The sequence below is a fragment of the Prauserella shujinwangii genome (assembly GCF_003001955.1).
GTDB lineage: Bacteria > Actinomycetota > Actinomycetes > Mycobacteriales > Pseudonocardiaceae > Qaidamihabitans > Qaidamihabitans shujinwangii.
The window spans coordinates 118,563-138,967 of record NZ_PVNH01000002.1; the positions used below are offsets into that span (position 1 = coordinate 118,563).

Sequence of the window (20,405 nt, forward strand, 5' to 3'; positions counted from 1 at the left end):
TGTTCTAACCACGCTCCTCACTCACGAGTCCCGTCCAGCTCGGCCAGCTCGTCGTCGGTGAGCAGCCGGGACCGGATCAGGAAGCGCACCCCTTCCGGTGCCTCCAGCGAGAACCCGCTGCCCCGGCCGGGCACGACGTCGATCGTCAGGTGGGTGTGCCGCCAGTACTCGAACTGCGGGCCCGACATCCACACCGGCACGTCCCCGGCCCCCTCGACCGGCAGGTCGCCGAGGTGCACGTCGCTCGCACCGACGCGGAACTCCCCCGCCGGGTAGCACATCGGCGCGCTGCCGTCGCAGCAGCCGCCCGACTGGTGGAACATCACCGGCCCGTGCTCGGCGGAGAGCCGCCGCAGCAGCTCCGCGGCGGCCTCCGTGAGCGCGACCCGACCCGGAGTCATCAGAAGAAGCCCAGCGCCTGGTCGGAGTAGCTGACCAGGAGGTTCTTCGTCTGCTGGTAGTGGTCGAGCATCATCTTGTGCGTCTCGCGGCCGATGCCCGACGCCTTGTACCCGCCGAACGCCGCGTGCGCGGGGTAGGCGTGGTAGTTGTTCACCCACACCCGGCCCGCCTGGATGTCCCGGCCCGCGCGGTAGGCGACGTTGCCGTCGCGCGACCAGACACCCGCGCCGAGGCCGTACAGGGTGTCGTTGGCGATCTTCATCGCGTCGTCGTAGTCGGCGAACCGCGTCACGGACACCACCGGGCCGAAGATCTCCTCCTGGAAGATCCGCATCTTGTTGTGGCCCTCGAAGATCGTCGGCTCCACGTAGTAGCCGCCGGAGAGCTCGCCGCCGAGGTCGACGCGGTTGCCGCCGGTGAGCACCCGCGCGCCCTCCTGCTTGCCGATGTCGATGTAGGAGAGGATCTTCTCCAGCTGGTCGTTGGACGCCTGCGCACCGATCTGCGTCTCGGTGTCCAGCGGGTGCCCCTGCTTGATCCGCCTGGTCCGCTCCACCGCGTCCCCGACGAACCGGTCGTAGATGTCCTCCTGCACCAGCGCCCGCGACGGGCAGGTGCACACCTCGCCCTGGTTCAGCGCGAACAGCGCGAAGCCCTCCAGAGTCTTGTCGTAGAACGCGTCGTTCGCGGCCGCGACGTCGGCGAAGAAGATGTTCGGGCTCTTGCCTCCCAGCTCGACGGTCACCGGGATGATGTTCTCGCTCGCGTACTGCAGGATGAGCCTGCCGGTGGTGGTCTCGCCGGTGAACGCCACCTTCCGCACCCGCGGGCTGGACGCCAGCGGCTTGCCCGCCTCGACGCCGAACCCGTTCACCACGTTCAGCACGCCCGCGGGCAGCAGGTCGCCGATCATGGACAGCAGCAGGTGGATCGAGGCGGGCGTCTGCTCGGCGGGCTTGAGCACCACCGCGTTGCCCGCCGCCAGCGCGGGCGCGAGCTTCCACGTGGCCATGAGCAGCGGGAAGTTCCAGGGGATGATCTGCCCGACCACGCCGAGCGGCTCGGGGAAGTGGTAGGCGACCGTGTGCTCGTCGATCTGCGAGATGCCGCCCTCCTGGGCGCGCAGCGCGCCCGCGAAGTAGCGGAAGTGGTCGATGGCCAGCGGGATGTCGGCGGCCAGCGTCTCCCGGACCGGCTTGCCGTTCTCCCAGCTCTCCGCCACCGCGAGGCGCTCGAGGTTGGCCTCCATCCGGTCGGCGATCCTCAGCAGGATGCCCGCCCGCTCGTCGGCCGACGTCCGGCCCCAGGCGGGTGCGGCGCCCTCGGCGGCGTCGAGCGCCCGCTCGACGTCGTCCGCGGTGCCCCGCGCGATCTCGGTGAACACCTGACCGGTGACCGGCGTCGGGTTCTCGAAGTACTGCCCCTTCGCGGGCGGCACGTACTCCCCGCCGATGAAGTGGTCGTAGCGCGAGGCGTAGCTCACCACGCTGCCCTCGGTGTTCGGTGCCGCGTATGTCGTCATCGTCGCTCCAGTCGGTCCAGCCTCGTTGCCTGGGATTTCGTGGCGGCGAACGTAGAGAAACCGACGTTGCACGTACGTTGCAGCGACGTGAGCGGGCTCACTAGCCTTTCGAGTCGTGGCAGAGCAGCCTGCGCAGGAGTTGCTGCGCGACCCCGAGTCGTACGCGCGGCTGCTGAAGCACGTCCACGAGGCCGTGCTCTCCGGCGCACCCGCGCCCCGATCGCCGCGGTCGGTGGTGTCCGAGTCGTGGAACCGCTCGCTGGCCGCCAGCGTCGACCCGGACAGCAACCCGCCGCCCGTGGTCTACGGCGGCGCCGAGCTCGCCGAGCTGCGCGAGAGCCATCCGCTGGCCCCGGTGCTGCCCATCCTGCGGCGCACGCTGGTGAGCATCGCGGACGACGCCGAGCACATCATGATCGTCACCGACGCGGAGGGATACATCCTGTGGCGGGAGGGCGCCACGGATGTCTGCCGCCGTGCCGACCGCGTGCACCTGGCCGAGGGCACGCGCTGGTCGGAGGACGCCATCGGCACCAACGCGATGGGCACCACGCTCGCCACCGGGAAGCCCGTGCAGATCTACTCGGCCGAGCACCTCGTGCGGACCTACCACGCGTGGACCTGTGCCGCCGCGCCGCTGCGGGACCCCGAGACGGGCGCGCTGCTCGGCGCCATCGACGTGAGCGGGCCCCTGCGTACGGTCCACCCCGCGATGCTGGCGCTCGTCTCCGCCACCGCCGACCTGGCCGAGGGGCACCTGCGTACCGAGCTGGCGGCCCGCGACGAGCGGCTGCGGCGCGCGAACATGCCGCATCTGGAGGCGCTGCGCGGCGAACCGGGCGCGCTGCTTTCGGCCACCGGCCGGGTGCTCGCCAGCGAGGCGTGCGGGGCGCTCCCGGCCACCGTGGACGTCCGGCGGCCGGGTGGCGCGGTGGCGCTGCCGGACGGCCGGATCGGTACCGTCGAACCGCTGCCGGAGGGCTACCTGCTGCGGCTGGACCGCGGCCGTCCCCGGCAGGTGCCCGTGCCGAGGCTGACGCTGGAGTTCCTCGGTGACGGCGAGCCGATGGCCACCGTGGACGGCAGGGACATCCCGATCACCCTGCGGCACGCCGAGATCCTCACGTTGCTCGCGCTGCACCCCGAGGGCCTTTCCGCCGAGCGCCTCGCGTTGCAGCTCTACGGCGAAGCGGGCAACCCGGTCACCGTCCGCGCGGAGCTGCACCGGCTGCGCAACCAGCTCGGCCCCTCGGTGTTCCGGACCCGGCCGTACCGGCTCGCCGCCGACATCGAAGCCGACTTCCTCCGCGTCCGCTCGGCCCTGCGCGAGGGCGCGGCGCTGGCCGCGGCGCGGGCGTTCGAGGGCCCGCTGCTGCCGAGGTCGGAGGCGCCCGCGATCCACGACGAGCGCGAGTCGATCACGGCGCTGGTCCGCAGGGTGGCGCTGGAGCACCGGGACCCGGAGGCGCTGTGGGAGTTCTGGGACACCTCCTGCGGCGCCGACGACCTGGAGGTCGTGGACGCGCTGTGCACCGTCCTGCCGGGGCGGGACCCGCGCCGCGCGCTCGTCGAGACACACCGGGCCCAGCTCGAAGCCTGAGCGCGAACCGGACGCCCAAGCCCGCCGAACCTCTCGTGAGTGGGGAACGTGGTTCTCACCACGTTCCCCACTCACGACTGGTGACCAGGCACGCGGCGCGGCGGATGTAGACACCGTCTACCGCCTTCGGGAACAATGTCCGGCAGGTTAACGGTGGACGTCGGAGAGTTGAATGAGATACGAACGCTTCGTCGCGCTGGGCGACAGCTGCACCGAGGGGCTGGACGACCCGTATCCGGGCAGGCAGCAGTACCGCGGCTGGGCGGACCTGGTGGCGGGCAGGCTCGCGCACGACGAGCCGGGCCTGCGCTACGCCAACCTCGGGGTGCGCGGCAGGCGGCTCGACCAGATCATCGTCGAGCAGATCCCGACGGCCATCGACCTCAAGCCGGATCTCGTGGCGCTGTTCGGCGGCGGCAACGACCTGATGACCAGGGCGTGCAACTCCGACGTGGTGGCGACCCGCGTCCGCGCGGCGGTGCGGCTGCTCAGCGACGCCGCCCCGACCGTCGTGGTGTTCACCCTGAGCGACGTCTCCAGCCGGATGCCGGTCGCCCGCCGGATGCGCGACCGCATCGAGGCGCTCAACGACGCCATCCGCGAGGCAGCCGACACCTACGGCGCCGTGCTCGTCGACCTGTGGCCCGACGAGGCGGCGCAGGACCTGCGGTACTTCGGGCCCGACCGGCTGCACCTCGGTGAACACGGCCACCGCAGGGTGGCCGCGCACATGCTGCGCAGGCTCGACGTGCCGTGCGAGGAGAGCTGGCTGGCCCCGTTGCCGGGCGAGCCGGACGAACCCGGCCTGCTGGCGCACGCGCGCTGGGTGTGGGGCTGGGTGCTTCCGGTGGCGAGGACCCGGTTCACCAACTACCTGACCGGGCGCTCGTCGGGGGACGGCTACGTGCCGAAACGGCCCGATCTCCTGCCGGTTCTCGACGACGAGCGGCGCCCATGGCAGACGATCCCCGGCAGCGCCTGATCGCGAGCGCGACGGCGCTGCTCGCCGACGAGGGCGTGGAGGCGGTGACCCTGCGCCGGATCGCCCGCGCGGCGGGCGTGTCGCACGGTGCGCCGCTGCGTCACTTCGCCGGCCGCACCGAGCTGCTGTCCGCCGTGGCGAGCACCGGGTTCGCGGAACTGCGGGCGCGCGGCGAGGACCTGCCCGGGGTCGGGCCGAGGGAGCGCCTGCTGGCGGCGTGCCGCGCGTACGTGGAGTTCGCACTGGAGAACCCGGCGATGTTCGAGCTGATGTTCCGGCGCGACCTCGTCGACCCCAGGCAGCCCGAACTGTCGCGTGGCACCGGCGCGGTGCGCGAGCAGTTCGGCGAGCTGGTCGCGCGGGCGCAGGCCGGGGGCTGGCGGGCCGACGCCGACGGCGCGCTGCTCACCGCGTCGCTGTGGGCCGCCGTGCACGGGCTCGCGGAGCTGTGGCTGTGCGGCGAGCTGTCGCCCGACCGCATCGACGACACCCTCGACATCACCCTGCAGGCCTACCTGCCCCCGGCCCGCGGGCAGTGAAGGCCACCTTCACTGCGTTCACCGCCGGTCGAGCTCGGCGCGGATGCGGTCCCAGGCGGCGCGGACGTGCCGCCGCTCGGTGGCGGGCGCGCCGATGGCCAGCCGCAGCATCACCCGGCCGTGCACCCTGGTGTGGCTCAGGTAGAGCTCGCCGGAGTCGTTGAGCCGGTCCAGCAGCGCCAGCGTGGCCTCGTCGGCCTCCTCCGCACCCAGACCGTTCCACAGTGGACGGAAACACACCAGGCCGAACGGGTGGTGGTCGAGCACCTCGAACCGCTCGTCGGCACGCACCAGTGCGGCGAACTCGTCGGCGAGCGCGATGCCGAGGCGGACGTGCTCACGCAGGCCCTCGGCGCCGTACCAGCGGATCACCGACCACAGCTTGAGCGCGCGGAACCGGCGTCCCAGCGGGATCTGCCAGTCGCGGTAGTCGATGACCTCCCCCGAGAGGGTGGCCGCGTTGCGCAGGTACTCCGGCAGCGTGGACAGGGTCTCGACCAGGGGCACGCGGTCGGCGAACCACAGCACCGAGCAGTCGAAGTTGGTCAGCAACCACTTGTGCGGGTTGGTCACGTAGGAGTCGGCGAACTCCGCGACGCCGTCGTTGATCCAGCGCCGCTCCGGGCACACCGCGGCCACCCCGGCGTACGCGGCGTCGACGTGCAGCCAGACCCCGTGCTCCCGGCACACCGCCCCGATCCGCGGCACCGGGTCGATCGCGGTGGTGGAGGTGGTGCCGACCGTCGCGCACACCAGCGTGGGCACGAGGCCGGCCGCGGCGTCCTCGCGGATCAGCGAATCCAGGTGGCCGGGATCCATCGCGAGCGTGCGCGGGTCGACGTCGACGGAGCGGACCCGGCCGGTGCCGAGGCCCGCGATCCGGCCCGCCCGCTCCAGCGACGAGTGGGTCTGCGACGACACGTAGATCGCGTGCCTGCCGGGCCCGCCGCCCGCCCGGTGCCGGGCCGCGAGCAGCGCGACGAGGCTCGCGCTGGACGCGGAGTCCTGGATGACGCCGCCGCCCGCCGCGTCGGTGCGGAAGTGACCCGGCAGGCCGAGGAGTTCGGCGAGCCAGTCGACGACGACGGTCTCCAGCTCCGTGCACGCCGGGCTGGTCGCCCACACCATGCCCTGCACGCCCAGCCCGGAGGAGAGCAGGTCACCGAGGATCGCGGGGCCGCTGGCGTTGGCCGGGAAGTAGGCGAAGAAGCTCGGGTGCTGCCAGTGCGTGATCCCCGGCAGCACGATCCGCTCGAGGTCGGCGAGCACCGCGTCGTACGGCTCGCCCTCCTCCGGCGGGTGGGCGGGCAGCGCGGACCGGACGTCGCCGGGCCCGGCCGGGGACCGCACCGGGCGCGACTCGACCGACGCGAGATAGTCCGCGACCCAGTCGACCACCCGCTTGCCGTACGCGCGGAACTCCTCCGGTGTCATGTGCCCGCTCATGACCGCACCCTAGCCACGCGTGTCCGCCATCCCTGTACGCGTGTCCGCTGTCCCTGTACGCGTGTCCGCCATCCATGCGCGTGCCGGCGACGTGGATCGCGGACACGGGTGCGCAACCCGCGGACACGGGCTGCGCGGACGTGACCAGTAGGATGGCGGGTATGTCACAGCCCGTAACCAAGGTCTCCTTGACCGGCATCAAGCCGACCGGTGAGCCGCACCTGGGCAACCTGATCGGCGCGATCCGGCCGGCGCTGAAGCTCGCCGAGCAGTACGACTCGCTGTACTTCATCGCCGACTACCACGCCCTCACCACGGTGCGCGACCCGGAGCTGCTCCGGCACTACTCGCGCTCGGTGGCGGCGACCTGGATGGCCGTGGGGCTGGACCCGAAGCGCACCACGTTCTACCTCCAGTCGGACGTGCCGGAGGTCTTCGAGCTCACCTGGGTGCTGTCCTGCGTCACCGGCAAGGGCCTGATGAACCGGGCGCACGCCTACAAGGCCGCGCGCGACCGCAACATCGAGGCGGGCGAGGACCCCGACGCAGGCGTGAACATGGGCCTGTACAACTACCCGATCCTGATGGCCGTCGACATCCTGATCATGGAGACCGACGTCGTCCCGGTCGGCAAGGACCAGGTGCAGCACGTCGAGTACGCCGCCGACATCGCGGGCAGCTTCAACCACCTGTACGGCGACGCGTACTCGTTCAAGATCCCACAGGCGATCGTCCCGGACACGGGCACCGGCCACACGCTGCCCGGGCTGGACGGCCGCAAGATGAGCAAGTCCTACGACAACACGATTCCGTTGTTCCTGCCGGAGAACAAGCTGAAGAAGCTCGTTCGCCGTATCCCCACCGACAGCACCCCGGTCGAGGAGCCGAAGGACCCGGACAGCTCCGCGGTCTTCCAGATCCTGGAACAGTTCGCGCCCGAGTCGGCCGCCGACGTGGTCGCCGACACGCGCAAACGCCTCGAGGCGGGCGGCATGGGCTGGGGCGAGCTGAAGAACGTGCTGTTCGAGGTGCTCAACACCGAGCTGGCGCCGCTGCGGGAGCGCTACGAGGAACTGATGCGGCCGGGCAGCGAGCTCGACACGGCACTGGCCGAGGGCGCCGAACGGGCCCGCGCACGGGCGAGCCGGGTGCTCGGCTCCGTGCGCGGGGCCATCGGCATCGACCGGTAGGGCACCGCTACCCGCAACGCACGAGCGCCCGCGCCCAGTCGGCGTGGTCGAAGTTCTTCCCGTCGCCGGCGTCGGTGACGCGCAGGGTGAGCATGCGCACGCCGCTCACGTCGACCGAGACCGCGACCGGCACCTCGCCGCCGCGGACGACCCCGCTGGCGTACCGCGGTTCGCCGTCGCCGAGCACCTCGAACGTCACCGAGCCAGGCGCCGAGGTCTCGTCGTCGAGCCCGGCCAGCGCCGTGAACGTCTCGCACTGGCGTCCGAGGTAGACGTCCACTTCGGACGGCGCGTGCACGCCGATGCCCTTGGCGTAGGTGGTGCCCGCGATCGTGATCGGGTTGCCGTCACCGCCGTCGAGCTCGCCGTTGGACGTGTCCCGCTCAACGGGACCCCAGCCGTTGGTCTCCCGCTGGAACGGCAGGTCGCTCACGTACACCTCGCCCGACGGCGCGGGTGGCGGGACGAACGCACGGACCGCGCGGGCCACGTGCATCCCGGGGTGCCCCGCGCCGAGCGCGGGATCGCGGAACTCGGCGACGACCGGCAGCTCCGTGCCGCCCGCCCGCGCGCCGGGTCCGACAGTGACCGTCCACCTGCCGGAGAGCGTCTCACCCTGCCCGAGGTGCGGCGCGGTCACCGCGGAGCCGTCGACCGTCCAGCCTTCCGGCGGCCGGGGACGCAGCTCGACATGCCGCGCGGTGCGGTCGGATCGCATCGTGAACTCGGCGGTGACCTGAAAGGACGTGCCGCGCGGCGTGTCGCCCGCTTCGGTGGGTGAGACGGTCAGCGACGTCTCCGGCGCGAGCCGGACCGGCTCGTCGCACGACCGCCTCCCCGGGTGTGCCCGGCAGAGGATCGCGGCGAACCCACCGTGGCGGGGCACGTCGACCGCGAGCACGTCCCCCGCGGCCACCACCGACCGTTCGCGCCGGACGTCGTCCTCGGTGGGTCGCTCGCCGTCGCGCACGAGGTCGACGAGCCAGCGGCCGCCGCCGAGGAAGTCCAGTGACGCGCGCAGTGTCCGCGGCTCGCCCGCGGCGAGTGCGCCGACGAACCAGCGGTCACCGCTGCGGCGGGCCAGGATCGCCTCGTCACCGGGATACCCGCCGACGAGGTGCGTCTCGTCCCAGACGGTCGGCACCTGGTTCAGGAACCGCAGGACGCCGGGGTAGCGGTCGTAGGCCTCCGGCTTGTCGGCGAAGTGCTGCCAGCCCGACTCGTAGGCCACGGCCAGCGCCGCCTCGTGCGCGACCGAGGACGTGCGCGGGCCCACCGACAGCGCGACCGGGGTGAAGTCCATCGAGCCGACGATGTTGCGGGTGAACGGATGCACGGGGTTGCCGTCCGGCCTCGGCAGCTGTTCCTGCCCGTGCACCGCCTCCATGGTCAGCACGTGCGGCCACGTCCTGGCGAGACCGTGCGGGATCGTCGAACCGTGGAAGTTGATCATCAGCCGGTGCTCGGCCGTCGCGGCGAGGATGGTGTCGTACCACCGGTATCGTTCCTGCGAGTCGGACTCCATGAAGTCGACCTTGATCCCCTTGACGCCCCAGCGCACCAGGCGCGGCAGCACGTCGTCCCGCTCGGCCTCGGTGTCGAGCGCGGTCCAGTGGAACCAGAGCAGGACGTCCACACCCTTCGCCCGCGCGTAGCGGGTCAGCTCGGGGACCCACTCCGCGCTCCAGCCCTCGTCGACGAGCACGTACGGCCAGCCGTTGCGGGCGGCGAAGTCGACGTAGTCGCGCTGCCGGGCGAAGCTGCGCGGGCTCGAGTGCTCGCTCAGCCACGACCACGCCACCTTCCCCGGCCGCACCCATGACGGATCGGCGATGCGGGACGGGTCGGCGAGGTCGTCGACAAGGGTGGACTCGGTGACGGTCTCCAGGTCGCCGAGGATCGCGGTGCGCCAGGGCGTCTCCCCGGTGCCCGCCAGGTCGACCTCGGCATCGGCGAGCCGGACGCGGTAGGCGGGGCTGCCCTGCTCGTGCACCAGGCGGGCGCCCGAGTAGCCGCCGTCCACATCGGCCTCCGTGAGCAGCGCGAATCCGTCGCCGACACGGAACAGGGACGGATTGCCGTACTCGCCGCTCGCCGCCGCGGCCGCCGTGGTCTCCACGCGCTGCCGCTCGTGCTGCGGGTTGTACGGCTGCAGCCAGGCGGTCGCGTCGCCGGGCAGCACGAACTCCGACGCCTCGCCGGTGACGGTGGCACCGGCGGCGGCGTGGCCGGGGAGCACGTACCGGTAGGCGACACCGTCCCGCGCGGCCCGGACGACGACGTCGAGCCGTGTGCCGTCGGCGCCGGTGAAGGGCAGCCGGGTCTCGGTCATCAGTGCCGAGCGGGTGAGCCGCTTGCCGGTGGTCATCGGGTAGCGCTCGTGCACCACCCGGGTTTCCGGTGCCCCGGCGGGCCGGAGGCTCCTGGTCAAGTCGGACTCCGTGGTGGTCAGCCCGAGTGCTCCGGGCGCGAGGACGTCCCGGCCTGCTCGCCTGGCCGCCAGCGTCAGCGTTCCCGTGGCCTCGTCCAGGGCCACGACCGCGCTGACGCTCGCCCCCGCGGGCGCTCGCACCGTCCAGGTGCTCTCTCCGGCGGCGGTGGCGACCGCCGGGAGCAGCGTCCCGGCGAGCGACAGCGCGAGCAGTGCGGCAAGCACGCCGCTCAGGCGGGACCGTCGGTCTCGGCTCATCGGAATCCTCCCTGATCCCCGCGAACCGCGTGTTGGATCCTGTTCGATTACCACGCACATTGCGCGAGTCGGCTCTCGCGACTCCTACCGATCAAACGAGTTCCGACAGCCCGCCACAAGCGGCCATTCGGTGGGCATGCCGCCGAAGGGAGTAGGCCGGACGGCGGAGGGGCCAGCAGGGTCGCCCCGGACGGCTACCTCAGACCTCAACATTTCCACAGGCAAGGATCCTCGATTTACTTGCGATAATGTGCGATCCTTGCCCGATACCGCGCGATCCGGTGCGCGCGCCCGGAAGGAGGAGAGCACCTGATGCTGGCCAGCCAACGGCGGTCACGGATATTGGAAGAGGTCCGGCGAACCGGGGCTGTGCGGGTGAGCGCGCTGGTCGAACGCCTCGGCGTCTCCGACATGACGATCCGCCGCGACCTCGAGGTGCTCGCGCAGGAGGGACAGCTGCGGAAGGTGCACGGCGGTGCGGTGCTGCCGGGCGGCCGCAGCACCGAGGAACCGGGGTTCGCGGCGAAGTCCAACCGGCAGAACGCGGAGAAGCAGGCCATCGCCGCCGAGGCGCTGCGCATGGTGGAGCCGGGCATGGCCGTCGGCCTTTCGGGCGGGACCACGACGTGGACCTTCGCGCGGCTGCTGCGGGACGTCCCCGACATCACCGTCGTGACCAATTCCGTGCAGGTGGCCGACCTGTTCTCCCGGGAGCCGAGGTCGGACCAGACCGTGGTGCTCACCGGAGGCATCCGCACGCCGTCGGAGGCACTGGTCGGACCGTTCGCGGTGTCCGCGATCCGCTCGGTGAACCTCGACGTCATGTTCATGGGCGTGCACGGCATGGACCTGCGCAACGGCTTCACCACGCCGAACCTGGTGGAAGCGGAGACGGACCGGGCTTTCGTCGAGGCGTCCCGGCGGTTCGTCGTACTCGCCGACCACACCAAGTACGGCGTGCTCGGCATCAGCACCATCGCCTCGCTCGACGCCGCCGACGTGCTGATCACCGACTCGGGGCTGGCCGAGGAGTACCGCGCCGCGCTGCGGGAACGGGTCGGCGAGCTGGTCGTGGTCGAGGCGGCGACGACCACCTCCCGGAGCGAGCCGGGCACGTCGGGCGCATGATCGCCGAAGACTTCACCGCCGCGTTCGGCGGTGCGCCGGACGGTGTCTGGGCTGCTCCCGGCCGCGTCAACGTGATCGGTGAGCACACGGACTACAACGACGGCTTCGTGCTGCCGATGGCGCTGCCGCAGGGCGTGACCGCGGCGGCGGCCCGCCGCCCCGGCTCGGACGTGCGCGTCGTGTCGCGGCAGGAACCCGGCGATCCGGTGACCTTCGGCCTCGACGCCGGGCCGGGCACCGTCACGGGGTGGGCCGCGTACGTGGCCGGCGTGGTGTGGAGCCTGCACTCGGCCGGCTTCGACCTGGGCGGGGCCGATCTCGCCGTCGACGGGGACGTCCCCGCGGGAGCGGGACTGTCGTCGTCCGCGGCGCTCGAATGTGCCGTGGCGGCCGCGCTGTCCGACCTGTTCGGGCTCCGGCTCGGACCGAACGCGCTCGCCAGGGCGGCGCAGCGCGCGGAGAACGACTTCGTCGGGATGCCCTGCGGGATCATGGACCAGATGGCGTCGATGGCCAGCCGCGAGGGACACCTGCTTTTCCTCGACACCCGGTCGCTGACCACCGAGCACGTCCCGTTCGACCTCGCGGCGAGCGGGCACGCGCTGCTGGTGATCGACACGCGCGCGCCGCACCGGCTCGTGGACGGCGAGTACGCCGACCGGAGGCAGACCTGCGAGAAGGCGGCCGCGGCGCTGGGGCTCGCGGCGCTGCGGGACGTCCCGGCCGGCACGCTGCCGGAGACGTTGTCCGCACTGGACGACGAGACGCAGCGGCGGCGCGTACGGCACGTGGTCACCGAGAACGAGCGCGTGCTCGACGTGGTCCGGCGGCTGCGAGCGGGCGACGTGACCGGCGTGGGCCCGCTGCTCACCGCATCGCACGCGTCACTGCGCGACGACTACGCGGTGACGGTTCCGGAACTGGACACCGCCGTCGAGGCCGCACTGGCGGCGGGTGCCTTCGGCGCCCGCATGACCGGCGGCGGGTTCGGCGGCTGCGTGATCGCGCTCGTGCCCGCCGAGCGGACGGACCCGGTGCTGGCCGCCGTCCGGCGGGAGTTCGCCGCGCACGGCTTCGCCGAACCCACCGGATTCGTGGCGACCCCGTCCCCGGGCGCCCGCCGCCTGCGCTGACCGGGTCACTCCCGCTGCACGGTCGCCAGCCAGCGCTGCAGCGTCACCACGACGAGCAGGATCGTGCCGCTGATCACGGCCTGCCAGTTCGAGTTCAGCGAACCGATCTGGTTGATCACGTTGCGGATCACCTGGAGCAGCAACACCCCGACGAGCGAACCGAGCACGGTGCCCGCCCCGCCGGTCAGCAGCGTGCCACCGAGGACCACCGCCGCGATCACCTCGAGCTCCGTGCCGACACCGAGGACGGTGACCCCGGATGACGTGTACGAAGCCATGAGCAGGCCGCCGAACCCGGCCAGCACGCCCGACACCGTGTAGGTCACGACCTTGGTGCGCAGTACCGGCAACCCCATCAGGTCGGCCGCGTCCTCCTGCCCGCCGATGGCCAGTACCGTCGACCCGTACGAGGACCGGTGCAGCACCAGACCACCCACGGAGAACGCCACGGCGACGATCCACACCGGATAGCCGATGCCGAGGAACGAGCCCTGCGCCAGCTCGCGGAACGCCGAGGAGGGCGGCACCTTGTACGTCGTGGCGCCCTCGTCGCTGATGAGCAGCAACAGGCCGCGCGCGAAGAGCAGACCCGCCAGTGTGACGATGAATGGGGGCAGGCCCCCACGAGCGATCACGAGTCCCTGGACCAGCCCGATCGCGCCGCAGACGACAACGGGCAGCAGCACCGCGGCCCACGTGCCGTGGCCAGCTCCCCACGCGGCGAGCACGCCGCCGAGCGCGAACACCGAGCCGACGGACAGGTCGATCCCGCCGGACATGATCACGAACGTCATGCCGAGCGCGACCACGGCGAGGAACGAGGCCTGCAGTGCGATGTTCTCCAGGTTGCCCGCCGTGCCGAAGGAGTCGAAGGTGAACGTCGCGGCGACCACCACCACCGCGAGGATCACGAGCGCACCCTGCCGCTGCGCCACCCGCGCGATCCGGGCCCGGCCGCGGGTCCGGTCCTGCCCAGGTGCCTCCACCGTCGCCGTCATCGTTTCGCCTTCTTCCGGCCGAGTTGCACGTACACCGCGGCCACGACGATCACCGCCTGCGCGATCTGCGCGGTCGAGTCGGGGATGTCGTGGAAGATCAGCGTCGCCGTGACCAGCTGCAGCAGGAGCGCACCCGCGATGGTTCCCGCGATGCGCACCTGGCCGCCGGACAGCGGCGTGCCGCCGAGCACGACCGCGGTGATCGCCGACAGCTCCATCAGCAACCCCAGCTTGGTGGGATCACTGGCCTGCGAGCGGGCGGCGAGCAGCACACCGGCCAGGGCAGCCAGGAGTCCACAGAGGACGTACGTGACGAGCAGGACGCGGCGCACCGGGAGCCCGGCGAGCTCGGCGGCGCGCTGGTTGCCCCCGATCGCCACCAGCCTGCGCCCGTAGGTCGACCGGCTGACCAGGAACCAGGCCGACGCGGCCACCGCGGCCGCGATCAGCACCACGTACGGGATGCCGAGCAGGCTGCCCGTGCCGAGCTCCACGATCCCCGGGTCGCGGATGCTCTTGATCTCCCCGCCGAAGAGGTTCGCGAGCCCGCGGCCCGCGACCATGATGCCGAGGGTCGCGATGATCGGCTGCACGCCGACCCGCCCGACCAGCGTCCCCGCGAGCGCACCGCTGATCCCGCCCGCCAGCACGGCGACCAGGACCGCGACCAGCGTGCCGTAGCCGATGTAGAGCGGGATCAGCGCGGCGGCGATCGCCATGACGGCCCCCACCGAGAGGTCGATCCCCTCGGTGCCGATCACGAGTGCCATCCCGAGCGCGACGATCAGCACCGGCACCACCTGGATGAGCTGCAGCCGCAGCGTGCCTTCGCTGACGAAGTTGTCCGTGATCAGTACGTTGACCGCCAGCAGCAGGACGAGTGCCACGTAGACGCCGTTGCGCCGCACCCAGTCCACGTCGATGCGCCGCGACCGCGTCCGGTCCGGCGCCTCCGGCGGGGTGCGGGTGGCCAGCCGTTCAGTCATCGCCGCCCTCCTCGTTGGTCTCCGCCACCCCGGCCAGCGCCTCGAGCAGCGCCGCACTCGTCCTCCGGTCCCCGGACAGCTCGTCGCGGACCGTGCCGTCGTGCAGCACGACGATGCGGTCGGCTCCCTCGACCAGCTCGTCCATCTCACTGGAGATGAGCACCACGGCGAGTCCCTGCTCGGCCAGCTCGTCGATCAGGGCCTGCACCTCGGCCTTGGCGCCCACGTCGATGCCCCGCGTGGGCTCGTCGAGCAGGAACACCTTCGGTTCCGTGCACAACCACCGCGCGATCAGCACCTTCTGCTGGTTGCCTCCGGAGAGCTCGCGCACCTTCTGGGCGGGACTCGCCGCCTTGATCCGCAACCGGCGCAGGAAGGTGTCGACGAGCGCGTCGATCCGCTTCTCCGCCACGAGACCGCCCCGGGACACCTTCGGCAGCACCGCCAGCGCGATGTTGTCCCGCACGGAGAGGTCGGGGATGATCCCCTCGGCCTTGCGGTCCTCCGACAACAGGGCCACGCCCGCCCGTAGCGCGTGCGGGACGGAGTTCGGGCGTACCCGCCGCCCGGCGACCCGGACCGAGCCGGACCGCACCGGCAGCGCCCCGTACACGGCCTTGACCGTCTCGCTGCGGCCGGAACCGAGCAGGCCGCCGAGGCCGAGCACCTCACCGGGACGGACGGTGAGTCCCACGCCGTGCAGCCGGTTGCGCACCTCGAGCCCTTCCGCGGCGAGCACCGGTTCCTGCTCGCGCAGGTGCGTCTCGCCGAACTCGGTCGCGCCGCCGCGTGCCACCTCGGAGATCTCCCGCCCCAGCATGTGCGCGATCAGGCCGAGCCGGTCGAGCTCCGCCAGCGTGCCCGTGTGCACCCGCTGCCCGTCCCGCAGCACGGTCACGCGGTCGCACAACCGCCACAGCTCGTCGAGGCGGTGCGAGACGAACACCAGCCCGACGCCGCGGGCGGCGAGGTTGCGGGCGACGTCGAACAGCGTGCCGACCTCCTTCGCCTCCAGCGACGAGGTGGGCTCGTCCATGATCACCACCCGGCTGTCCACCGACACCGCCCTGGCCAGCGCCACCATCTGCTGTACGCCGAGGCCGAGTGTCCCGAGGTCGGCGGTCACGTCGACGTTCACCCCGAGCGAGCCGACGAGCTCGGCCGCCCGCCGGTTCATCGCCGCCACGTCGACCAGTCCGAGCCGGGTTCTCGGCTCGCGGCCGAGGAAGATGTTGCGTGCCACCGACAACAGCGGGACGAGGTTGACCTCCTGGTAGATCGTCGAGATCCCGGCCCGCTGGGCGTCCGCTGGCCGATGGAATTCGACCTCCGCGCCGTCGAAGCGGACCGTGCCCGAGTCGGGCCGGTGGACACCGGTCAGCACCTTGATCAGGGTGGACTTCCCGGCGCCGTTTTCCCCGACCAGGGCGTGGATCTCGCCTCTGGTCAGGGCGAAGTCGACACCGCGCAGCGCGTGCACGCCGCCGAACGACTTGGTGACTCCCCGCGTCTCGAGCACGGTCACGTTCCCTAGAACGCCTCGCCGAGGTTCTCCTCGGCGTTGTCCCGGTTGTACTCGTCGTCGGTGATGATCACGTTCTCCGGGATCGGCTCACCGGCGTAGAACTTCCGTGCGGTCTCGAACGCCAGCGGACCGAACCGCGGGTTGGACTCGATCACCGCGTTGATCTGGCCGTCCACGATCGCCTGCACGGCGTTGCGGGTGCCGTCGATCGAGACGATCTTGATGTCCTCGCCTGGCTGTTTGCCCGCGGCCTGCACCGCCGTGACGGCGCCGAGTGCCATCTCGTCGTTGTGGGCGTAGATGGCGGTGATGTCCGGATTGGACTGCAGCAACTGCTCCGCCACGGCCTGGCCCTCGTCACGGGCGAAGTTCGCCGTCTGCTCGGCGACGATCTCCAGTCCCGGGTACTGCGCCTGCACCTGGTCCTTGAAGCCGGAGTTGCGGTCCTCGGTCACGTTGTTGCCCGAGGAACCGAGCAGGATCGCGACCTTCGCCTGACCGCCGGTGGCCTCGTTCATCGCGTCGGCCGCACGCTTGCCCTGCTCGTAGAAGTCGGAGCCGAGGAAGGCGAGGTAGTCCTCGCAGTGGGTGTTGGTCACCTTGCGGTCGATCGTCAGGACCGGCACGCCCCGCTGCTTCGCCGCGTCCAGCGCCGGGTCGAGACCGTCGGAGTTGACCGGCGCCACGATGAGGAAGTCGGCGCCCTGGTTGAGCATGTTCTGGATGTCCGCGATCTGCTTCGGCAGCTCGTTGTTGGCGTTGGTGACGAGCAGTTCCTCGACGCCCGCTTCCTTGGCGGCCTCCCGGATGGACTTCGTCTCGGCGGCCCGGAAGGCGGCCGTGTCCGGTTCGGACTGGGAGAAGCCGACGACGGCCTGCGACAGGTCGATCTTCTCGGCGCCGTACTCCTCGAGAGTGCAGCCCTCCCCGGTGCTCTCCTTCACCACCTGACCGTCGTCGCCGCTGTTGCCGCCGGTGCCGGCGGCCTGCTCGGAGGTGCCGGGGTTGGTGCAGCCGGCGAGAGCCGCGCCGAGGACCGCCGCGGAGCACGCGACAAGACGCCAGGTACGCGGAAATGTCGTGCGATTCATGGGAACTCCTTTGGTCACCGGCCCCCCGGCGACGCTAATCAAACAGAAATGAACAGATTCGCGCAAGATTTCGTGTGGTCAAGAAACGGCAACGAACGAGCTCAGCCGGGCCGCTCCAGCACGGTCACCCGGTCCAGAGCCACCTCCCCACCGGTCAGGCGCAGGCCGAAGCTCGGAGCCCACGCGGCCACCTGCTCCGCCGGAACGGCGGTGCCGAACGGCGCCGACCGCAGGCGCTGCCAGCGGCCGTCGTGCTCGATCCACGTGGTGAGCACCCCGTCGCTGAACACGGCGGCGAAGCGATCGCCCTCGGACCAGCGCACGGAGGCGCAGCACCCGCCCGTCACGGAGTCCCCGTAGCCATGGCCCGCCGCTCGGACGTCGACCCCCGAGGTGCCGAAATGGTTGTTGTACCAGCCCAGGACGAGATCGTCCGGCCCGTCGGATCGCCCGAAGAACATGCTGTCCTCCGGTTCCGCACCGCCGAACGACCTCGGTTCGAGCAGCACCGCGAGGTCACCTCCGGACGTCCGCGCCGGAGCCGCCAGCACGGCCGCTGACTGCGCCTGCGCCGAGGCGATCAGCGCGCCACCGGTGACCCGTAGTGCGGGAGCGGGCTCGCCGAACGCGGTGTCGACGCGGTACTCACCGAGGGAGTCGCCGCCGAAGTCGTCGTCCCACACGGTGCGGGTGAACTCACCCGGGTCGAACACGGCCTCCGCCCGCACCACGTGGCCCGTGCTGCGTGGGCCGCCGGCCCCGGTGACCGACTCCGCCAGCAGCCGCAGCGGCAGCCTGCTGCCCGGGGCCAGCCCGGCGGGCACGTGCACCCGCCATCGCGTCTCGTACGACCTGCCAGGACGGACCACCCGCTCGTCCGCGGCGGTCAGCGGTTCGGCCGACCAGCCCCGTGGCACGAACAGGCGCGGTCGCACGGTTACCGGCCGCGTGCTGCGCACCGACGTCACGACCTCCGTCGTCGCGCCGGGCCGCACGCGTAACGCCGGCTCGCCGCCGGTGTCGATGCGCGCCGTCAGCCGGGTGTCCTCGGGCCGCCACGACTGCAGGGCGGTGATGCCGACCGCGCCGCCGTCGTCCCGCACGGGCCGCACCCGCAGGGCGTCCGTGGTGACCGGTGGACCGATCAGCACCCGGTTGAGCCTGCCGCGCTCGGGCAGGGCCGGGGTGCGTTCCTGCCCTGGCACGGGAGCCCACGCGCCGTCCGGCGTCCGGTAGTCGAGGGCGTAGGAGTCGGGTGTGCGCACGCCGCCTCCGTCGTCGTAGAAGGAGATCCGCACGTCGGAGACACGCGTGGCCACCCCGAGGTCGACGGCGAGCCAGTCGGAGGCGTTCGGGCTACCGTAGGACGTCCAGCGGGTCGAGGGCACGTCGAGGTGGAAGTCCTGCCCGTCGATGGCGTCGGCGGGCCTGTCGGCGTGCCAGGTGTGCGACGCCTCGGCGGACGGGAAGCCGGTCTCGGCGACGTTGGCGAGGTCGTCGGTGAGCGGCACCGGCTGGGAGCGATCCTTGCGCGGCACCGAGGGCACCGGCACCTCCACCGGGCCGAGTCGCTGCTGCCGGTGCACGAGCCTGCCGTCAAGCCACACCGAAAGGCCCGCGCCCGCACCGTAGGCGCTGCCGTCGCGGTCCCACAGCACCGTCAGGTTGCGGCCGTGGTAGGGCACGTTCTCGGCGGCGAAGCGATCCCACCGTCTCGGCGCCAGCGGGGCGATGCGCACGCTCTCGCCCTGTTGGGGCCGGATGCCGACCAGTCCGGACAGCACCAGGTCGTTGAACGTCGAGTGGTTGTAGTCCTCGCTGTGCCCGCGGCTGTCGTAGAGCCAGCGGTCCTCGTCGGGGTGGTGTGCCTCGGCGACGTAGGGCCACCCGTTCTTGCGCTGGGTCAGCGCGTAGCCGCGCAGCAGCCCGTAGTAGTCGCTACGGTTCACGTAGGACTGTCGCGGGTAGTCGATGAGCAGGTTCGCCAGCGCGGTGAGCGTCTGGCTCGTGGCGTACGGCCAGGACGGCCCGGACCAGCGGCAGCAGCCCCGCTCCGCCTCGTGCATGAACCATGGGCTGCGCCGCTCGACTGTGGTCGGCCCGAACGGCGCCGCGAAGCCCCGCGGATCGGTGAGCTGTGCCCACGCTGCCGCGTTGTCCGCGGGCGCCATGTGGAAGTACCACGGGACGAAGCCGATCTGCTCGCGATCGGCGATCGGTGCGAGGTCCGGATTGCCGTCGCGCATCACGTGCTTGTAGAAGCCGTCGGTCTCGTCCCACAGCAGGCGCTCGTGGTTGCGCCGCAGCGACTCCGCCGCCCGCTCGTACCGGCGTGCCGCCGCGAGGTCCCCTGGCTCGCCACGCTGGCGTAGCAGCCGGGCGAGGGCGCGCGCGTCGCCGAACTGGTAGGCGTTGAGCGTGGGCCGGAAACCCTCGCCGCCGTGGTAGGGATCGTCGCTCTGGTAGGAGCTCGCCGTGTACTCCATGGCATCCCACACGGGAACCTGCCAGTACAGGCCCAGCTCGGCGTTGAACTGCGGCGACCAGCGCTCCCACTGGCGGCGCAGCTCGGGCAGCCGATCGGCCGCGAAGTCCCAGCGCCCGTCCACCGCGGCCCTGGCCACGGTGGCGTCGGCGGCCCAGAAGGAGTACTGGTGCGCCCAGTCCGTGGTGTTCTCGTTGAGGCCGTCCGTGGCGGGCTTGGGTCCGGAGCCACTGCCGCGTAGCCAGTAGTCGAGGTAGTCGTCGAGGTAGCGGGTGTCGCGCAGCCAGCGCCCCTCGTAGATGTGGTGGCCTGCGGCAGCGGAGATGGCGCCGCCCGGCGCGGAGTAGCCGACCGGGCCGAGGAACTCCGACACGATCCAGCCGTCGTCGGGCCCGGTGTACTTCAGCGCCTCCTTGAACACGCGCCACCGGTAGTAGTAGGTGTCCTCGATCTCCTGGTCCGGCAGATCGACGAAGCCAATGTTGGCCTCGTACCACTCCGGCTCGGCGAATCCGTCCACTGCGGACCTGTGGTCGAGGAAGGACGTGCCCTCGCCCACGGCGGGGTAGAGGGGCGGCGCCTGCGGTGCGGCCTCCGCCGCCGGGGACGTACCCGCGGCCGGGCCCGCCAGCAGAGCCAGGGTCATCGCTACCGTGACCGCGCGGCGACATGTGCGCATGGCTGCTCCA

Annotated in this window: 15 protein-coding genes; 6 read left to right on the forward strand and 9 right to left on the reverse strand. The window is 71.7% G+C overall.

The genetic code is table 11. The annotated features are described in order from the left end of the window. Positions 1–17 precede the first annotated feature (17 nt). Both B0I33_RS03830 and exaC read right to left on the reverse strand, forming a co-directional pair. Positions 18–401: a DUF779 domain-containing protein gene (locus B0I33_RS03830; RefSeq protein ID WP_106177133.1), complete on the reverse strand. Its 384-nt coding sequence runs from the start codon at positions 399–401 to the stop codon at positions 18–20. After that, positions 401–1,924, reverse strand: coding sequence for an acetaldehyde dehydrogenase ExaC (gene exaC / locus B0I33_RS03835; RefSeq protein WP_106177134.1), 1,524 nt, complete (start codon positions 1,922–1,924; stop codon positions 401–403). Before exaC ends, B0I33_RS03830 begins: the two co-directional genes overlap by 1 nt. Before the next feature lie 115 nt (positions 1,925–2,039). Between exaC and B0I33_RS03840 the strand changes: the two genes are divergently transcribed. From B0I33_RS03840 to B0I33_RS03850, 3 genes are all read left to right on the forward strand, one after another. Then, on the forward strand, positions 2,040–3,524 hold the full coding sequence (locus B0I33_RS03840; protein WP_106177135.1) for a helix-turn-helix domain-containing protein: 1,485 nt from the start codon (positions 2,040–2,042) through the stop codon (positions 3,522–3,524). Positions 3,525–3,696: 172 nt separating this feature from the next. Next, a complete protein-coding gene (locus B0I33_RS03845; RefSeq protein WP_106177136.1) occupies positions 3,697–4,506 on the forward strand; it encodes an SGNH/GDSL hydrolase family protein in 810 nt (269 codons plus the stop codon). Then, on the forward strand, positions 4,479–5,045 hold the full coding sequence (locus B0I33_RS03850; RefSeq protein ID WP_106177137.1) for a TetR/AcrR family transcriptional regulator: 567 nt from the start codon (positions 4,479–4,481) through the stop codon (positions 5,043–5,045). The genes B0I33_RS03845 and B0I33_RS03850 overlap by 28 nt, the downstream gene beginning before the upstream one ends. A gap of 18 nt (positions 5,046–5,063) precedes the next feature. On the opposite strand, the gene B0I33_RS03855 is transcribed toward B0I33_RS03850, so the two are convergent. Then, entirely contained in the window at positions 5,064–6,479 is a 1,416-nt protein-coding gene (locus B0I33_RS03855; protein WP_106177644.1) for an aminotransferase class V-fold PLP-dependent enzyme, read from the reverse strand. 173 nt (positions 6,480–6,652) lie between these two features. On the opposite strand from B0I33_RS03855, the gene B0I33_RS03860 reads away from it, so the two are divergent. Continuing rightward, complete coding sequence (locus tag B0I33_RS03860; protein WP_106177138.1) at positions 6,653–7,681, forward strand: tryptophan--tRNA ligase; 1,029 nt, start codon at positions 6,653–6,655, stop codon at positions 7,679–7,681. Between the two features lie 7 nt (positions 7,682–7,688). Here the strand turns inward: B0I33_RS03860 and B0I33_RS03865 are convergent, their stop codons facing one another. Then, the gene (locus tag B0I33_RS03865; RefSeq protein WP_106177139.1) at positions 7,689–10,370 is read right to left on the reverse strand and encodes an NPCBM/NEW2 domain-containing protein; all 2,682 of its coding nucleotides are present in this window, start codon (positions 10,368–10,370) and stop codon (positions 7,689–7,691) included. A 312-nt stretch (positions 10,371–10,682) separates the two neighbouring features. On the opposite strand from B0I33_RS03865, the gene B0I33_RS03870 reads away from it, so the two are divergent. Together B0I33_RS03870 and galK are read left to right on the forward strand one after the other, a co-directional pair. Beyond that, the gene (locus B0I33_RS03870) at positions 10,683–11,498 is read left to right on the forward strand and encodes a DeoR/GlpR family DNA-binding transcription regulator (protein ID WP_106177140.1); all 816 of its coding nucleotides are present in this window, start codon (positions 10,683–10,685) and stop codon (positions 11,496–11,498) included. Further along, positions 11,495–12,631, forward strand: coding sequence for a galactokinase (gene galK / locus B0I33_RS03875; protein ID WP_106177141.1), 1,137 nt, complete (start codon positions 11,495–11,497; stop codon positions 12,629–12,631). Before B0I33_RS03870 ends, galK begins: the two co-directional genes overlap by 4 nt. A gap of 5 nt (positions 12,632–12,636) precedes the next feature. Here galK and B0I33_RS03880 read toward each other — a convergent pair whose 3' ends face one another. From B0I33_RS03880 to B0I33_RS03900, 5 genes are all read right to left on the reverse strand, one after another. Beyond that, the gene (locus B0I33_RS03880; protein ID WP_106177142.1) at positions 12,637–13,629 is read right to left on the reverse strand and encodes an ABC transporter permease; all 993 of its coding nucleotides are present in this window, start codon (positions 13,627–13,629) and stop codon (positions 12,637–12,639) included. Further along, positions 13,626–14,615 (reverse strand): ABC transporter permease, encoded by a 990-nt coding sequence (locus tag B0I33_RS03885; RefSeq protein ID WP_106177143.1) that lies wholly within the window; start codon positions 14,613–14,615, stop codon positions 13,626–13,628. Before B0I33_RS03885 ends, B0I33_RS03880 begins: the two co-directional genes overlap by 4 nt. Further along, positions 14,608–16,134, reverse strand: a complete 1,527-nt coding sequence (locus B0I33_RS03890) for a sugar ABC transporter ATP-binding protein (protein WP_106177645.1) — start codon at positions 16,132–16,134, stop codon at positions 14,608–14,610. The genes B0I33_RS03885 and B0I33_RS03890 overlap by 8 nt, the downstream gene beginning before the upstream one ends. An 11-nt stretch (positions 16,135–16,145) precedes the next feature. Beyond that, positions 16,146–17,231, reverse strand: coding sequence for an ABC transporter substrate-binding protein (locus B0I33_RS03895; RefSeq protein WP_106177144.1), 1,086 nt, complete (start codon positions 17,229–17,231; stop codon positions 16,146–16,148). Positions 17,232–17,332: 101 nt separating this feature from the next. Then, on the reverse strand, positions 17,333–20,362 hold the full coding sequence (locus B0I33_RS03900; RefSeq protein ID WP_245900430.1) for an MGH1-like glycoside hydrolase domain-containing protein: 3,030 nt from the start codon (positions 20,360–20,362) through the stop codon (positions 17,333–17,335). Positions 20,363–20,405 lie beyond the last annotated feature (43 nt).

Coding starts and splice junctions, on each gene's coding strand:
- B0I33_RS03830 (WP_106177133.1), bottom strand. CDS start 401: ATGACTCCGGGTCGGGTCGCGCTCACGGAGGCCGCCGCGGAGCTGCTG.
- exaC (WP_106177134.1), bottom strand. CDS start 1,924: ATGACGACATACGCGGCACCGAACACCGAGGGCAGCGTGGTGAGCTAC.
- B0I33_RS03845 (WP_106177136.1), top strand. CDS start 3,697: ATGAGATACGAACGCTTCGTCGCGCTGGGCGACAGCTGCACCGAGGGG.
- B0I33_RS03850 (WP_106177137.1), top strand. CDS start 4,479: ATGGCAGACGATCCCCGGCAGCGCCTGATCGCGAGCGCGACGGCGCTG.
- B0I33_RS03855 (WP_106177644.1), bottom strand. CDS start 6,479: ATGACACCGGAGGAGTTCCGCGCGTACGGCAAGCGGGTGGTCGACTGG.
- B0I33_RS03860 (WP_106177138.1), top strand. CDS start 6,653: ATGTCACAGCCCGTAACCAAGGTCTCCTTGACCGGCATCAAGCCGACC.
- B0I33_RS03865 (WP_106177139.1), bottom strand. CDS start 10,370: ATGAGCCGAGACCGACGGTCCCGCCTGAGCGGCGTGCTTGCCGCACTG.
- B0I33_RS03870 (WP_106177140.1), top strand. CDS start 10,683: ATGCTGGCCAGCCAACGGCGGTCACGGATATTGGAAGAGGTCCGGCGA.
- galK (WP_106177141.1), top strand. CDS start 11,495: ATGATCGCCGAAGACTTCACCGCCGCGTTCGGCGGTGCGCCGGACGGT.
- B0I33_RS03880 (WP_106177142.1), bottom strand. CDS start 13,629: ATGACGGCGACGGTGGAGGCACCTGGGCAGGACCGGACCCGCGGCCGG.
- B0I33_RS03885 (WP_106177143.1), bottom strand. CDS start 14,615: ATGACTGAACGGCTGGCCACCCGCACCCCGCCGGAGGCGCCGGACCGG.
- B0I33_RS03895 (WP_106177144.1), bottom strand. CDS start 17,231: ATGAATCGCACGACATTTCCGCGTACCTGGCGTCTTGTCGCGTGCTCC.
- B0I33_RS03900 (WP_245900430.1), bottom strand. CDS start 20,362: ATGACCCTGGCTCTGCTGGCGGGCCCGGCCGCGGGTACGTCCCCGGCG.